We start from the raw sequence: 14443 nt of genomic DNA, 5'->3' as shown, positions 1-14443 counted from the left end.
GGAGGTTACCCATGGAGCCGATAATGGCCCTGGCGATCGGGCTTTTGTACGCCACCGCCATTTTCATGATGCTTAGACGCTCGATCGTCAAGCTCGTCATCGGTTTGCTGCTGCTTTCCAATGCCGCAAATCTTTTGATCTTCACCGCGGCCGGGATGACCCGCGGTGCGCCGCCGCTGATTCCCGAGGGCATGTCCCAGCCGCTTGGCGAAGTGGCCGACCCGCTGCCTCAGGCGGTGGTGTTGACCGCCATCGTCATTGCGTTTGGCGTGCTGGCCTTCGCCGTGGTGCTGATCCGCCGCGCCTATGAGATCGTCAAGGCAGACGATCTGGACAAGATGAAGGATACCGATACGTGAGGCCCGAAGTCGCTCTGCCCGTTCTGCTGCCGCTGCTCTGTGGGGCGCTTTCGCTGCTGTTCTGGCGCTCGCGGCCGATGCAGCGCTTTTTGGCCGTGGCCGGTAACGCCGCGCTTTTGCTCGTCAGCCTGTGGCTGTTCGTGTCCGTACTGGAAGATGGCTACGTCACCATTCAGATGGGCAGCTGGCCGGCGCCGTTTGGCATTACATTGATTGCGGATATGCTGAGCGCGGTCATGATCCTCATGACCGGACTCATCGGTTTGGCTATGGGAATCTACTCGCTGGCCGCCACCGGCCACGGCCACGAGAAGTTCGGCTACTACCCGCTCATGCACCTGCTGCTGGCAGGGGTGGCCGGGGCGTTTCTGACCGGCGATATCTTCAATCTGTATGTCTGGTTCGAGGTCATGCTGGTGGCCTCTTTTGCGCTGTTAATTCTGGGCGGCGAACGCGCGCAGATGGAAGGGGCGATCAAGTACGTCACCCTTAACCTGCTGGCGTCGGTAATTTTCCTCACCGCGATCGGGCTTTTATACGGCAGCGTCGGCACGCTCAACATGGCGGATATCGCCGTACGTATGGAGCAGATGGAGCACACCGGCATGGTCGAGGTGCTGGCGGTGATGTTCATGGTTGCTTTCGGTATCAAGGCCGCCGCGTTTCCGCTCTTTTTCTGGCTGCCCGCCTCCTACCATACGCCGCCGGTGGCGGTCTCGGCGCTGTTTGCCGGCCTTCTGACCAAGGTGGGGGTGTATTCGCTTTTCCGCGTGTTCACGCTGATTTTCGATCAAACCATGGGGTATCTGCAGGATATCCTGATGTGGGGCGCGGTGTTCACCATGGTAACCGGCGTACTCGGCGCGGCGGCGCAGTACGAGTTTCGCCGTATTCTGTCGTTTCATATCGTCAGCCAGATCGGCTACATGATTCTGGGGTTGGCGATCTTCACTCCGCTGGCGATTGCCGGCGGGGTGTTGGCGATCGTGCATAACATCGTGGTGAAGACGAATCTCTTTTTGATCAGCGGTATTACCCATCGGCTGCAGGGCACCTATCAGCTCAAGAAGATGGGCGGTCTTTATCGCCAGTCGCCGGGGCTTGCCATTGCGTTTTTCGTCTCGGCGTTTTCGCTGGCCGGAGTGCCGCCGCTGTCCGGGTTTTTCGCCAAGTTCGTGCTCATTCGCGCGGGTTTCGAGGCCGAGGCCTACGTGGCCACGGGCATTGCGCTGGCGGTCGGGCTGATGACGCTCTACTCGATGGTGAAAATCTGGAACGAGGTGTTCTGGAAGGCGCTGCCCGAGGACAATCGGGTGCCCGAAGCGCCTACACCGGTGGGCGATGACGGGCGCCTCTTGAAGCCAGGCCTTTGGCTGATGTATCTGCCCGTGGTGGCGCTGGCGGCGGTGACCCTTTTGATTGGCGTGTTCGCCGAGCCGATCATGCGCGTAATGACGCTGATTGGCGAGCAGCTTTTCAACCCGGCGGGCTACGTAGAAGCAGTGCTGGGAAGTCCTGACGGCGCCGAGGCGAGCATCAATGAGCCGCTGGAGTCTGACGCCGAGCCTTCCGGCACCCTCAGGGAGGAGCTGCCATGACCGGTGCTATCTGGAACCTGCTGCTGGGTCTTGCCTGGGTGCTATTGAGCGGCGATTTTACCGGGCTGAACCTGTTGGTGGGGATGATCTTTGGCTATATCGCGCTGGTACTGATCGAGCACCAGGTGGACGCGCTCAAGGGCTACCCGGCGCGCATTCCGCGTATCCTTCGCTTTCTTGGCTTTTTCATCAAGGAGCTGATTCAGGCGAATCTCCGCGTTGCTTTCGACATCCTGACGCCGCCCTGGCACATGAAACCCGGCGTCATCGCCATGCCGCTGTCGGCGCGTACCGAAATGGAGATCACACTGGTGGCCAATCTGATCTCGCTGACGCCGGGGACGCTGAGTCTGGACGTCTCTGACGATCGCCGGGTGCTCTACATTCACGCCATGTTTCTGGATGACGAGGACGAGCTGCGGCGCAACCTCAAGGAAATGGAGCATCGCGCACTGGAGCTGTTTCGCTAATGAGTACCGTCATTTTAATTTGCCAGATCATCATGGGCCTGGCGCTGATGCTGACGTTCGTGCGGGTGGTGAGAGGCCCAAGCCTTCCCGACCGCGTGGTGGCGCTGGAGCTTTTTTCCACCACCGTCGTCGGGCTCGTCGGGGTGTACGCCGTGCAGTCGGGTGTCGCCAGCTTTCTGGACGCTGCCATCGTCATCGCACTGATGGGGTTTCTGGCCGCGATCGGCTTTGCCCGGTTTTTGGAACGAGGAGGGCCGCGGGATGATTGAGTTCATCAAGGGGGCGCTACTGCTCAGCGGCTCGCTGTTCATTTTGCTGGCCGCCATTGGCCTTTTGCGCCTGCCGGATTTGCTGACGCGCATGCACGCTACCACCAAGGCCGCCGCGCTTGGCGTCATACTGATCATGCTGGCCTCGGCCATGCACTTTGCCGAGGTGGGCGTGGTAGCGCGCTCCTTTGCCATCATCCTGTTCATTCTCATGACCGCGCCTGTCGCAGCTCACGTCATTGGGCGGGCAGGGTACTTCGTTGGGTCCAGACTTTGGAGCGGTACGGTCAAGGATGAGTTAAAGCCCAATTACGACCCGCTGACTCACGAGCTCAAAAGCGGCCTTGAAACCGAAGAGAACGCCAAACGACCGGCAAAGAGTGGGGATTCCGAGTAGTCAGGGTCAACCATCAAAAATTGTACCACTCGATTTTTAACGGTTTTAAAACAGTATTTTAATAACCTATGTTATTAAATAAGCCGCCTTCAACAGGGCGGCTTTTTTGTTTATAGCTGAAATGGCTTGCAAAAAAGGTGGTTGTTTAATGTACAATAATTGTATTGTATAAGATAATCTGTTCAGTAATTACGCTGTAAACGTTTTGAAACCCGTTACTGCTGCGCCCTGGAGTTGGTGAAAAGCCTACGAGGACCGCGTTCTATACTCGCGTTCATATCGTATCGAGGATGGACGCACAGCTGATGTGGAGCGCTAAAGCGGTTACTCCGCCCATGCACACCCAGCCAGCAAGGTACGCCAGGAGACTCTTGATGCAAGCGACTACCGATATTGTCTTGATAAACAATAGCCTAAGGGTATCAGACAATCCGTTATTGAGATTCGACTCCCGTCCCGATCAGCTTATTTGCCTTTTCGTACTCGACCAGCGCCTACTCGAGCCTGCTTTACCCGGAGAAGCGACGCCGCGACTGGGGCCTGCGAGGCTGCGGTTTTTATGGCAAAGCCTGATGGCGCTTCGTGGTGAGCTTCTACAGCGCGGTAGCGATTTGCTGGTGCGCATCGGCGAGCCCGCACAAATAGTTGTACAGCTTGCTAATCAATACAGAGCGCGTCGCGTGCGGACGATGGAACACGCGGGCGTCGAAGAGTCTCGCTTGCTCGACCAAATCGATAACACGCTGCCCGACGAGACAGCGCTCGAGCGCATCGAAAGCGGCTATCTTTTTAATCGTGAGGAGCTTCCATTCGAGCTCGACGACATGCCCGGTAGTTTCTCGGCGTTTCGCCAGCGGATCGAAAAGCAGTGGTCGTTTGGCGAAGCGCTCGCCGCTCCCTATACGTTGCCTGGCTGGCCGGAAAACGCCTCGCGTGGTTTTCCACCGCTTAAAAAAGTGAGCGAAGAGAGCGCCTTCTGGCAGCCCGATGACCGCCAGGGGTTCAACTTCATTGGCGGCGAGGCCGCCGCGCGTGATCGCCTTCATGACTACTTCTGGCATATCAACGGTGCCGGGTCCTACAAAAAGACCCGCAATGGTCTTTTGGGTGACACCTTTTCAACGCGGTTTTCGCCCTGGCTTGCCTGTGGCTGTCTTTCCGCGCGACAGGTCTATGAAGAGGTCAAGGCCTGGGAGGCGGTCAACGGTGCCTGTGAGTCGAGCAAGTGGATCGTGTTCGAGCTGATGTGGCGCGACTATTTTCACCGCAATGCCCAAGTGGAAGGTCCCAAGCTGTTCGGGGAACAAGCGCTATCGAGGCCGTGTGAAAATTTTGACCGCTGGCGCGAAGCCAGAACCGGTGTGCCGTTCGTCGACGCTGCCATGCACGAGCTTAGCCATACTGGCTGGATTTCGAGCCGGTCGCGTCAGAACGTGGCAAGTTTTTTGGTCAGAGATCTGGGGGTCGACTGGCGCCTCGGGGCTCAGTGGTTCGAACACTGCCTGATCGATTATGACGCTGCCAACAACTGGGGTAACTGGAGTCATATTGCCGGTACTGGTCGCGATGGGCGAAAGGACCGTTATTTCAACGTTTTGAAGCAGGCCAAACAGTACGATCCGAAAGGCCTCTACGTAGCTCACTGGCTTCCCGAGCTCGATAACCTCGATTTTGGTGTCGATCGTCATCAGCCTTGGCGTAGCGATCCGCAAAGCTTCGACCCGCCTTGTGTCGAGCCGGAAGAGTGGGATCGCTGGCTTATGGATAGGCCATTATCGAGCAGCGCCGATAAGGGTGATACTTCCGATAAGGGTGATACTTCCATTCGGGTTAAAAGTCCGCTGGAGCGCCAAATTGCGCGCAACGATTCGAAAGTGTCGGCATCCGAGAGTGCGCGCCAGGCTTCCAGTCTATCGATCGAGGAGATCGAAGAGGCCGAAGAGTAGCGGCGGAGTGGCGTTGATGGAATCTAGCGGCCACGCTGGCAAGCCGTGCGTTTCCAAGCCATTATCAGTCTCTGCCAGGGATAGCCAAGAGATTGAAACCATGTCGTTGAAAACCAGTATGTTTGCAGGCTATCGGGGCGTTCAGCTCGGTGCCTTGAGTCTTGCGGCGGGCTTGGCGCTCGCCAGCCCCGCCTACGCCAATCTCGAGCTAATGAGCGAAGTGGACGCCCGCGGCGCCGAAGAGCTTCGCTATGCCAACTTCGAGCAGTGGCGCGATGAGTTTCGCCGATACGCGCGAAGCCAGGGGATCAGCGAAGCGACGCTGGCCTCGGCGTTCGACAACGTTCGCTATCGCGAGCGCGTCATCGAGCTCGACCGCTATCAGCCGGAGTTCGTGCGCCCGATCTGGCAGTATCTCGACTCTGCCGTATCCGATACGCGTGTCAGCAATGGCCGCGAAAAGCTTTCAGCGCACCGTCAAACCGCCGCCGAGATGCAGAGCCGCTTCGGCGTTCCGGCCGAAATCATTGTGGCGATCTGGGGGATCGAGAGTAACTACGGCAGTAACTTCGGCGATTTCTCGACGCTCGAGTCGCTCGCCACGCTGGCCTTCGACGGGCGGCGCCGCGATTTCGCCCGAGGCGAGCTTCTGGCCGCGCTTCGAATCATCGATGAAGGTGACATCACCGCCGAGCGTATGAAAGGCTCTTGGGCCGGGGCCATGGGCCACACCCAGTTCATTCCTTCGAGCTTCGAAGCCTACGCCGTCGATGGCGACAACGACGGCCACCGCGATATCTGGGGCAGTATTCCCGACGTCATGGCCTCTACCGCCAACTATCTTGCGAAGGCCAACTGGCAGCCGGGCCAGCCCTGGGGTCGTGAAGTCATGCTGCCCAATGATTTCGACTACGCCCAGACCGAGCGCCGGTCGACCCGCGAGTGGGCAAGCCAGGGCGTGCGCGCGGTCAGCGGGGAGCTTCCCGACTTTGATAGCGCAGCGATCATCGTGCCCGCCGGCGCCCAGGGGCCCGCCTTTCTGGTCGGCCCCAACTTTCGCTCCATTCTTCGTTATAACAACGCCACCAGCTACGCCCTCGCGGTGGGCACACTAGGCGACGCCATCGCCGGACGACCGGGCATTTCACAGGCCTGGCCGCGCGACGAGGCACCATTGACGCGCGACGATGTCAGAAGCCTTCAGCAGCGGCTCAACGCTGCCGGCTACGCCGTGGGCACGCCGGACGGTATCATGGGGCCCAACACGCAAAGCGGGCTGCGCGCCTTCCAGCGCGACCAGGGGCTGACGCCGGACGGCTTCGCCACGCAGTCGCTGCTCGAGCGCCTTCGTTAGCGCTCGATCCATCAACGAACGCCACTGTTTTTTTCATCAGGGATGACTGTCAATGAGCAAGGCTTTTTCACACGTACTGGGGCTATGCGCGCTTTCCGGGGCACTCATTGCGAGTAGCGCCGTTTCGGCTGACGAGCGCAAGGTCTACGGCTGGGTCGAGAACGCGGTGATCGATCACTGGGATATCATGGTGAAGGCGAAGCTCGATAGCGGTGCGCTCACCTCATCGCTCGACGCCCGCGATATCGAAACCTTCGAAAAAGAGGGCGAGGAGTGGGTGCGCTTTCGCCTGCAGCTCGAAGACCAGGGCAGCGGCGACACCTTCAGCGATGAAATCGAGCGCCCGTTGCACCGCGAGCAGACCGTTCGCGGCGCCGGCGGCCGCGACGAGCGCCCGGTCGTGCTGCTCGACGTCTGCATGGGCGACACGGTCTACGAAGAGCAGTTTAGCCTTCGCGACCGCGAAGAGATGATCTACCCGATGCTCTTGGGTCGGCGCACCATCAGTCATTTGGGCCTGCTCGACGTGGAAAACACCTTCTTACAAGAACCCGAGTGCTCGGACGATTCCAACTACGTTGCCTTCGACCCCGAAGACGATCAGGACTAACAACCGCGTAGCGGCGCATCAAAAGCGCTTTGAGCAGATCAGAATAGCTTGAAGAAGTTAAAATAGTTTCGATAGCAGCGCCGTCACCGCGGTTTCGACCCGTAAAATGCGAGGGCCCAGATGAATGCCCTCGCAGCCCGCCTCCAGCAGCTTTTCCACTTCCCAGGGAATGAATCCGCCTTCGGGGCCGACCAGTAAAAGTGTGGGCTCGTCGACCTCGCGCGGGCAGGCGTTAGGCATGCCCGGGTGGGCCAACAGCCCGCGCCGGTCTTTTAGCAGTGCAGGAAGCTGATCTTCCAGAAAGGGCCTGAACCCCCGGCAGAGAGTGATCTCGGGCAGGATCGTGTCCTGGGTTTGCTCCAGCCCCAAAATGAAATGTTGGCGTATTTTATCCGGGTGAAGCTCCGGCGACTGCCAGTAGCTTTTCTCGACGCGGCTGGTATGCAGCAGCGTCAGCGCTTTGACCCCCAGCGCGGTCACGTGCTCGAGAGTGCGCGCGAGCATACGCGGGCGTGGCAATGCCAGCACCAGGTGCACGGGAAGTGCCGGGGGCGGTGGCTGGTTCAGTACGGGCACCTCGAACACCGCGCGCTGATCATCCAGCGCGGCCAGGCGTGCCCTGCCCACGCCCTCACCCAGCACGCCCACGGTAAAGGTATCGTCGACTTTCGCCCGGTGAACGCGGATCAGGTGCTCGAGGCGCCTGGCGTCGGTCAGGGTGGCGCGGCGGTCGGCGTCGAGCTCGTCGGGGGCCAGTAGTATCAGGTTCATGTGGTTCGCTAAATACTCGTCAATGAAAGGTCTAGAGGCGGAGTTGACCGACTCGGCTTGCATGCGTGCGCGTTGCAGGCACAATACGGGCAACGGCGACAAAGCCTTTACCGCGTTTAAGGAGATGCGCTGTGCGCGTGATTCGCAAATATGCCAACCGGCGGCTGTACGATACGCAGCAAAGCCGCTATGTAACGCTTGAAGACCTGCGGCGGTTGATTATCGACGAAGCGCCTTTTCGCGTCGAGGATGCCAAAAGCGGTGAGGACTTAACGCGTACGATCCTGCTGTCGATCATCATCGAGCAGGAGCAGGCCGACAGCGATGCCGAAGTGTTCTCCAACGATCTGTTGGCTCAGCTCATTCGTGTCTACGATATGTCGTCGCCGCTGCCGCTGGCGCGCTACCTGGAGCAGGGCACGCAGCTGATGCTGCAACAGCAAAAGCGTATGCAGAACCAGTGGCAGCAGGCGCTCAAGAACTCGCCCATGGAGCTGATGCGCGAGCTGGCCGAAGAGAACATGCGTTTTTGGCAAAGCGCGCTCAACAAGCCCCACCCGACCGAGCCCTCAAAAGAAGACGACGATAGCAAGCCCTCGTGAGCAAAGGCGCTGCCGGGTCCGCCCACCGGGTGAACAGGTGTGGCATAATGCGCCCAGGTAACGCACCCGTTTGAGAAGGAAAGACATGAACGTTTTGATGATAGGTGGCGGCGGGCGCGAGCACGCCCTGGCGTGGAAGTTGGCGCAGTCGAGTCTGGTCGAGAAGGTGTTCGTCGCGCCGGGCAATGCAGGCACCGCCATTGAGCCTTCGCTTGAAAACGTGGCCATCGATGCCACCGATATCGACGCGCTTGTAGCCTTTGCCCAGCGCGAGCGCATCGGGCTGACCGTCGTTGGCCCCGAGGCGCCGCTGGTGCTGGGCGTGGTCGACCGCTTTCAGGCGGCGGGGCTTGCCATCTTTGGGCCCACCCAGGCGGCGGCTCAGCTCGAGGGCTCCAAATCCTTTACCAAGGATTTTCTTGCCCGCCATCAGATTCCCACGGCGGCCTATCAGACCTTCACTCGGGTAAACGCAGCGCTTGAGTATTTGGACGAGGTCGGCGCGCCCATCGTGATCAAGGCCGACGGCCTGGCTGCGGGCAAGGGCGTGATCGTTGCGATGAGCGAGGCCGAGGCCGAGGCCGCCATTCGCGATATGCTCGAAGCCAACGCCTTTGGCGATGCCGGGGCGCGGGTGGTCATCGAGGAGTTCCTCGAAGGCGAGGAGGCGAGCTTCATCGTCATGGTCGACGGCGACAATGTCGTGCCCATGGCGACCAGCCAGGATCACAAGCGCGCTTTTGATGGCGACACCGGCCCCAATACCGGCGGTATGGGCGCCTACTCGCCGGCGCCGGTAGTGACCCCAGAGGTCGATGCCAGGATCATGGAGCAGGTGATACTGCCCACGGTGCGCGGCATGCGTGACGAAGGCAACGCCTATACCGGCTTTTTGTACGCGGGGCTGATGATCGACGAGGCGGGCAACCCCAAAGTGATCGAGTACAACTGTCGTTTTGGTGACCCGGAAACCCAGCCGATCATGATGCGCCTGACCTCCGATTTCGCCGCGCTCTGCCTGGCCGGCGCCCAGGGCGAGCTTGCCGGCCTTACCTGCGAGTGGGATTCCCGCGCTGCGGTCGGTGTGGTCATGGCCGCCGGCGGCTATCCCGGTAGCTATGCAAAGGGCGATACCATCGAGGGCCTGACGGCAGCCGAAGCGCAGCGCTGTAAGGTGTTTCACGCCGGTACCGCGCAAGACGATGAGGGGAATGCCGTGACCGCCGGTGGGCGCGTGCTGTGCGTGACCGCGCTTGGCGACAGCGTGTTGGAGGCCCAGGCCCAGGCGTATCTGGGCGTAGAGAAAATACGCTGGGCCGGCGCAGAGTACCGGCGCGATATTGCGCACCGGGCGATTGCGCGCGAGCAGTCACTTTAACCAAAGGCTTTTTCCATTACAGGTTTGTTCATTAAAGGCTTGGCCGGGAGGCGGGTATGGAGCGCGTAACGCTGGAATTCCCTGAGGCGATGATCGTTCATCGCCACCCCCTGTCGGTGCGCATCACGGACATGAACTATGGGCGCCACCTGGCCCATGACGCCGTGGTGACGCTGCTGGCGGAAGCGCGGGCGCAGGCCTTCGTCGCGCTCTCCTGCCCGGAGTGGGACATGGGCGGCTACCCAAGCGTGGTCGCGGATTTGAGCGTGACGTTTCAGCGTGAAGCCCGCTTTCCCGACGCGCTCGTCATCGAGACCGCGGTGCCCGACCCCGAGGGCAAGGCGCTGGTCGTTTATCATCGAATACTGAACCACCGTCAGGAACCGGTGGCGACGGCGCGGGTCACGCTGCTATTGATCGATACGACGGCGCGCAAGCCCGTGGCCATCCCTTCCGAGCTTACCCGCGCGCTTGACGCCGCTCGAGGTGATTGATGTCGCGTGAATATCCCATCATTGCCGTGACCGGCTCTTCCGGGGCGGGCACTACCACGGTGCGGCGAAGCTTCGAGCGCATGTTTCTGCGCGAGGACGTGCACGCCGCGGTCGTGGATGGCGACGCCTTTCACCGCTATACCCGCGAGGATCTGCAGCGCATCTTTCGTGAAGAACCGGAGCGCAAGGATGAGCTTTCCCACTTCGCCGTCGAGGCCAACCTGCTCGACCGGCTCGAAGGGCTTTTTGCCGAGTACGGCGAGCACGGTTCGGGCACGTTTCGCCACTATATCCACGCCGAGGACAAGCAGAAGATCGAAGCCGGCTACCGCGTGGGTACCTTCACCGAGTGGCAATCGCTGCCCTGCGGCACGGATCTGCTCTTTTATGAGGGCCTGCACGGCGGACTGGTAACGCCGGAGTACGACATCGCCCGCCACGCGGATCTTTTGATCGGCGTGGCCCCCACCATGAATCTTGAGTGGATTCAAAAGATCGACCGCGACACCAAGCTTCGAGGCTACTCCCAGGAAGCGGTGATCGATACGATTCTCGGGCGCATGGACGACTACGTGCGCTATATTCAGCCGCAGTTCTCACGTACGCACATCAACTTTCAGCGCGTGCCCACCGTGGATACCTCCAACCCCTTCGAGGTGCAGGACATTCCGACGGACGCGGAGTCTTTCGTGGTGATTCGCTTTCGCGACCCCTCCACGGTGGATTTTCCCTGGCTTCTGGCCATGATCAAGGATGCGTTCATGACGCGTCCGCACACGCTGGTCGTTCCCGGGGCGAGGCTTTCGCTGGCCATGGAGCTGATTCTGGCGCCGCTGGTGCGCCATTTGCTCGCCCAGCGCCGCTTTCGCTAGGGTAGAGGCCAAGCGCCGCTCGCCGTGGCCTTTCACTGACCGTTTAGAGTCGCCGTTTCACCGACAGGAGCCTGCCATGGAGTGTCTTTTCTGCAAGATCATCAACCGCGAGATTCCCGCCGATATCGTTTATGAGGACGAGCACGTACTGGCGTTCAACGATATCGACCCCAAGGCGCCGACGCACCAGCTCATCATTCCCAAGCAGCACATCGCTACGCTCAACGATATCGAGCCCGAGCACCTGGCCGTCGTCGGCCGTCTGCAGTACACCGCCGCGCGCCTGGCCAAAGAGCAGGGCTTTGCCGAGGACGGCTATCGCGTGGTGATGAACTGTAACGGCATGGGCGGACAAACGGTCTATCATATCCACATGCATTTGATGGGCGGTCGCCAGTTCACCTGGCCGGCCGGCTGAGTCTGACTGTCGGACAATCGAGGTTACCGTGATGCGCGAACGCCACTTGAGCCGCTCGGATCGCTTTATTTCGCACATCGATAGCGCTTTGCGCACGCTGATCCCCAATACCCGGGGTGCGCAGCGGGTCAATCCCAGCGCGAGCATGGCGGAGTCCGAGCTCGGTGAGCTCGAGCGCCGTCACGCGGCGAGCACCCTGCGCGTGCTGCATGTGGCCACCGCCGGCGTGCAGGGGCTTTGCCAGGGGCAGGTGGGGCTGGTCATGCTGCCCCGTGCGCGTCAGCAGATCGACCACTCCCAGCGCGAAGCCACCGATCATCTGGCCTGGTGCCAGCAGCGCCTGGAGCAGCTCGAAAGCCGCACCAGCTACTTCACGCCGGTTTATTACGGGGCCGGGGTAGGGCTTGGCATCGTGACCGGGCTGATCAACGACCGCTTCGGGCTGGGCGTGGTCGCGGCGACCAAGGAGCTCATCGGGCGTCAGGTGAGTGAGCAGATGAACTATCTACCCGCGGATGACCAGCGTTCGCGCACGCTGCTGCGCCAGGTCGTATCGGATAATACGCACCACGCGCAGCTGGCGCTGGAAGCGGGCGGCATGCGCTTTCCCGCGCCGATCAAGTGGGGGATGGGGCTGCTGGGCGGGGCGTCGTTGAAAAAGGCGCGCTATACCTGAACCCGATTACTGGGCGTTCGTGCCTGCGCCCGCACCATGAAAAGGTGTGGTCGGTAATCTTGTTCGACCGCGCATAAAAAAGCCCCTCGCGAGGGGCTTTTTTGCGTCGGGCTTTTGTATTTTCAGCCTTAAGCGTCGATGCGCTTGTACTTCATGCGCTTGGGCGTGTCGTTGCCCACCCGTTTTTTGTGATCTTCCTCGTAGTCGGTGTAGTTACCATCGAAGAAGACCACTTCCGACTCGCCTTCGAACGCGAGAATGTGGGTGGCGATCCGGTCCAAAAACCAGCGGTCGTGAGAGATCACGATCGCGCAGCCCGGAAACGCAAGGAGCGCTTCTTCCAGCGCGCGCAGGGTCTCGATATCCAGGTCGTTCGACGGCTCATCGAGCAGCAGCACGTTGGCACCCTGTTTGAGCGTTTGCGCCAGCTGCAGGCGACCGCGCTCACCACCAGACAGCTCATCCAGGCGTTTCTGCTGGTCGTTGCCCTTGAAGTTGAAGCGGCCCACGTAGGCGCGCGACGACACTTCGTAGCCGTTGATGTTGAGAATGTCCTGACCGCCGGACACCGCTTCCCAGACGGTCTGCTTGTCGTCCAGGGCGTCACGCAGCTGCTCGACGTAGGCGATATCGACGGTGTCGCCAGTGACGACTTCGCCCTCGTCCGGCTGCTCCTGGCCTGTGATCAGCTTGAACAGCGTCGACTTACCCGCACCGTTGCCGCCCACGATGCCGATGATGGCGCCGGGCGGTACGCTAAAGGAGAGATCCTGATAAAGCAGCTTGTCGTCGAAGCGCTTGGTCACGTTGTGGAATTCGATGACCTTGTCGCCCAGGCGCGGCCCCGGCGGAATGTAGATCTCGTTGGTCTCGTTGCGCTTTTGGAAATCGCCGGACTGCATCTCCTCGAAGCGATTGAGGCGCGCCTTGCTCTTGGCCTGGCGGCCCTTGGTGTTGCTGCGTACCCACTCGAGTTCCTGCTTGATCGCCTTTTGACGCGAGGCTTCCTGCTTGGCTTCCTGGGTCAGGCGCTGCTCTTTTTGCTCGAGCCACTGCGAGTAGTTGCCCTCGAAGGGGATTCCCTGGCCGCGGTCGAGCTCGAGAATCCAGCCGGCGACGTTGTCGAGGAAGTAGCGGTCGTGGGTGATCGCCACCACGGTGCCGCTGTAGTCGTGCAAAAAGCGCTCGAGCCACGCCACGGACTCGGCGTCCAGGTGGTTGGTCGGTTCGTCGAGCAGCAGCATGTCCGGGTTGGAGAGCAGCAGCCGGCAAAGCGCGACGCGGCGACGCTCGCCCCCGGAAAGATGCCCGACCCGGGCGTCCCAGGGCGGCAGGCGCAGCGCGTCGGCGGCGACCTCGAGCTTGCGCTCGATATTGTGGGCATCGGCGGCCTCGATGATGTTCTCAAGGCGCGCCTGCTCGCTTGCCAGCGCGTCGAAATCCGCATCGGGCTCGGCGTAGGCGGCGTAGACCGCGTCGAGCTTCTCCTGGGCGGCTTTTAGCTCGCCCAGCGCCTCTTCGACGGTCTCGCGAACGTTTTTCTCATCGTCCAGCTGCGGTTCCTGGGGCAAGTAGCCCACGTTGATGCCGGGCATCGGGCGAGCTTCACCTTCAAACTCCGTATCGACACCGGCCATGATGCGCAGCAGTGTGGATTTACCCGCGCCGTTGAGACCCAGTACGCCAATCTTGGCGCCGGGGAAGAACGACAGGGAAATATCCTTGAGAATTTGCTTTTTGGGCGGCACGACCTTGCCAACCCGATTCATGGTGAATACGTATTGCGCCATGGAAATCCGTTAGGTTGTTGAGAGTGGTGTCAGAAGCGACGTGGGCCTAGATGATAGTGCCCAGAACGCGCAAAGGCCAGAAAGCGAGGCGATGAGTGGAGGCGGCAGAACCGCCAGGGCCGAGCCTGGTGACAAGGCGCGTCAAGAGAGGCGTCGTCGAGCGTTACTCTTCTTCGTCCCAATCGTCCTCGATGGCGCGTTTGAGGCTACGCTCCTCGAGCCACGCTTCCACCTGACGGCGGGCACGCAGGGTGTCGGACTTGCTCGCTTTTTGCTTGCTATAGGCGTCGTCATTGACCGCGTCGAGGCTTTCGAACTCATCGACTTCGAGCGTCGAGGCGGCGAAGGAATCGCGATTCAGGGGGTCACGGCTCATGAGAGGCCCTCCAACCCAAGCCGGCGCACCGGCATTGTAACGGCTTGGCCTGGTCATTCGGCC

17 protein-coding genes are annotated in these 14443 nt (G+C 60.7%); 14 read left to right on the top strand and 3 right to left on the bottom strand.

Annotated elements, in window-relative coordinates:
* The first annotated feature begins 11 nt into the window (after positions 1-11).
* From OCT39_RS11250 to OCT39_RS11215, 8 genes are all read left to right on the top strand, one after another.
* On the top strand, positions 12-359 hold the full coding sequence (locus OCT39_RS11250; RefSeq protein WP_263584561.1) for a Na+/H+ antiporter subunit C: 348 nt from the start codon (positions 12-14) through the stop codon (positions 357-359).
* Positions 356-1957: a Na+/H+ antiporter subunit D gene (locus tag OCT39_RS11245; RefSeq protein WP_263584560.1), complete on the top strand. Its 1602-nt coding sequence runs from the start codon at positions 356-358 to the stop codon at positions 1955-1957. Before OCT39_RS11250 ends, OCT39_RS11245 begins: the two co-directional genes overlap by 4 nt.
* Complete coding sequence (locus OCT39_RS11240; protein WP_263584559.1) at positions 1954-2427, top strand: Na+/H+ antiporter subunit E; 474 nt, start codon at positions 1954-1956, stop codon at positions 2425-2427. The genes OCT39_RS11245 and OCT39_RS11240 overlap by 4 nt, the downstream gene beginning before the upstream one ends.
* Positions 2427-2696, top strand: coding sequence for a cation:proton antiporter (locus OCT39_RS11235; protein ID WP_263584558.1), 270 nt, complete (start codon positions 2427-2429; stop codon positions 2694-2696). Before OCT39_RS11240 ends, OCT39_RS11235 begins: the two co-directional genes overlap by 1 nt.
* Complete coding sequence (mnhG, locus tag OCT39_RS11230; protein WP_263584557.1) at positions 2689-3093, top strand: monovalent cation/H(+) antiporter subunit G; 405 nt, start codon at positions 2689-2691, stop codon at positions 3091-3093. Before OCT39_RS11235 ends, mnhG begins: the two co-directional genes overlap by 8 nt.
* 374 nt (positions 3094-3467) lie before the next feature.
* Positions 3468-5039 (top strand): DASH family cryptochrome, encoded by a 1572-nt coding sequence (locus OCT39_RS11225; RefSeq protein ID WP_263584556.1) that lies wholly within the window; start codon positions 3468-3470, stop codon positions 5037-5039.
* Positions 5040-5139: 100 nt separating this feature from the next.
* Positions 5140-6393: a lytic murein transglycosylase gene (locus OCT39_RS11220; RefSeq protein WP_263584555.1), complete on the top strand. Its 1254-nt coding sequence runs from the start codon at positions 5140-5142 to the stop codon at positions 6391-6393.
* A gap of 52 nt (positions 6394-6445) precedes the next feature.
* Positions 6446-7003, top strand: coding sequence for an ATP-dependent zinc protease (locus OCT39_RS11215; RefSeq protein WP_263584554.1), 558 nt, complete (start codon positions 6446-6448; stop codon positions 7001-7003).
* Positions 7004-7060: 57 nt separating this feature from the next.
* On the opposite strand, the gene OCT39_RS11210 is transcribed toward OCT39_RS11215, so the two are convergent.
* A complete protein-coding gene (locus OCT39_RS11210; protein ID WP_263584553.1) occupies positions 7061-7774 on the bottom strand; it encodes a 16S rRNA (uracil(1498)-N(3))-methyltransferase in 714 nt (237 codons plus the stop codon).
* A gap of 131 nt (positions 7775-7905) precedes the next feature.
* Between OCT39_RS11210 and phaR the strand changes: the two genes are divergently transcribed.
* From phaR to OCT39_RS11180, 6 genes are all read left to right on the top strand, one after another.
* Positions 7906-8376 (top strand): polyhydroxyalkanoate synthesis repressor PhaR, encoded by a 471-nt coding sequence (gene phaR, locus OCT39_RS11205; protein WP_263584552.1) that lies wholly within the window; start codon positions 7906-7908, stop codon positions 8374-8376.
* A gap of 85 nt (positions 8377-8461) precedes the next feature.
* The gene (gene purD / locus OCT39_RS11200) at positions 8462-9754 is read left to right on the top strand and encodes a phosphoribosylamine--glycine ligase (RefSeq protein WP_263584551.1); all 1293 of its coding nucleotides are present in this window, start codon (positions 8462-8464) and stop codon (positions 9752-9754) included.
* Positions 9755-9810: 56 nt separating this feature from the next.
* Positions 9811-10248: an acyl-CoA thioesterase gene (locus OCT39_RS11195; protein ID WP_263584550.1), complete on the top strand. Its 438-nt coding sequence runs from the start codon at positions 9811-9813 to the stop codon at positions 10246-10248.
* Positions 10248-11120: a phosphoribulokinase gene (locus OCT39_RS11190; RefSeq protein ID WP_263584549.1), complete on the top strand. Its 873-nt coding sequence runs from the start codon at positions 10248-10250 to the stop codon at positions 11118-11120. Before OCT39_RS11195 ends, OCT39_RS11190 begins: the two co-directional genes overlap by 1 nt.
* 76 nt (positions 11121-11196) lie before the next feature.
* The gene (locus OCT39_RS11185) at positions 11197-11538 is read left to right on the top strand and encodes a histidine triad nucleotide-binding protein (RefSeq protein WP_263584548.1); all 342 of its coding nucleotides are present in this window, start codon (positions 11197-11199) and stop codon (positions 11536-11538) included.
* A gap of 31 nt (positions 11539-11569) precedes the next feature.
* Positions 11570-12214: a 3-demethoxyubiquinol 3-hydroxylase gene (locus OCT39_RS11180; protein WP_263584547.1), complete on the top strand. Its 645-nt coding sequence runs from the start codon at positions 11570-11572 to the stop codon at positions 12212-12214.
* 128 nt (positions 12215-12342) lie between these two features.
* On the opposite strand, the gene ettA is transcribed toward OCT39_RS11180, so the two are convergent.
* Both ettA and OCT39_RS11170 read right to left on the bottom strand, forming a co-directional pair.
* The gene (ettA, locus tag OCT39_RS11175; RefSeq protein WP_263584546.1) at positions 12343-14004 is read right to left on the bottom strand and encodes an energy-dependent translational throttle protein EttA; all 1662 of its coding nucleotides are present in this window, start codon (positions 14002-14004) and stop codon (positions 12343-12345) included.
* Between the two features lie 163 nt (positions 14005-14167).
* On the bottom strand, positions 14168-14380 hold the full coding sequence (locus tag OCT39_RS11170) for a PA3496 family putative envelope integrity protein (protein WP_263584545.1): 213 nt from the start codon (positions 14378-14380) through the stop codon (positions 14168-14170).
* Positions 14381-14443 lie beyond the last annotated feature (63 nt).

Source organism: Halomonas sp. GD1P12, from assembly GCF_025725645.1.
Lineage (GTDB): Bacteria > Pseudomonadota > Gammaproteobacteria > Pseudomonadales > Halomonadaceae > Vreelandella.
The sequence above is the reverse complement of the archived record's forward strand: the minus strand, read 5'-3'. Positions and strand labels throughout refer to the sequence as shown.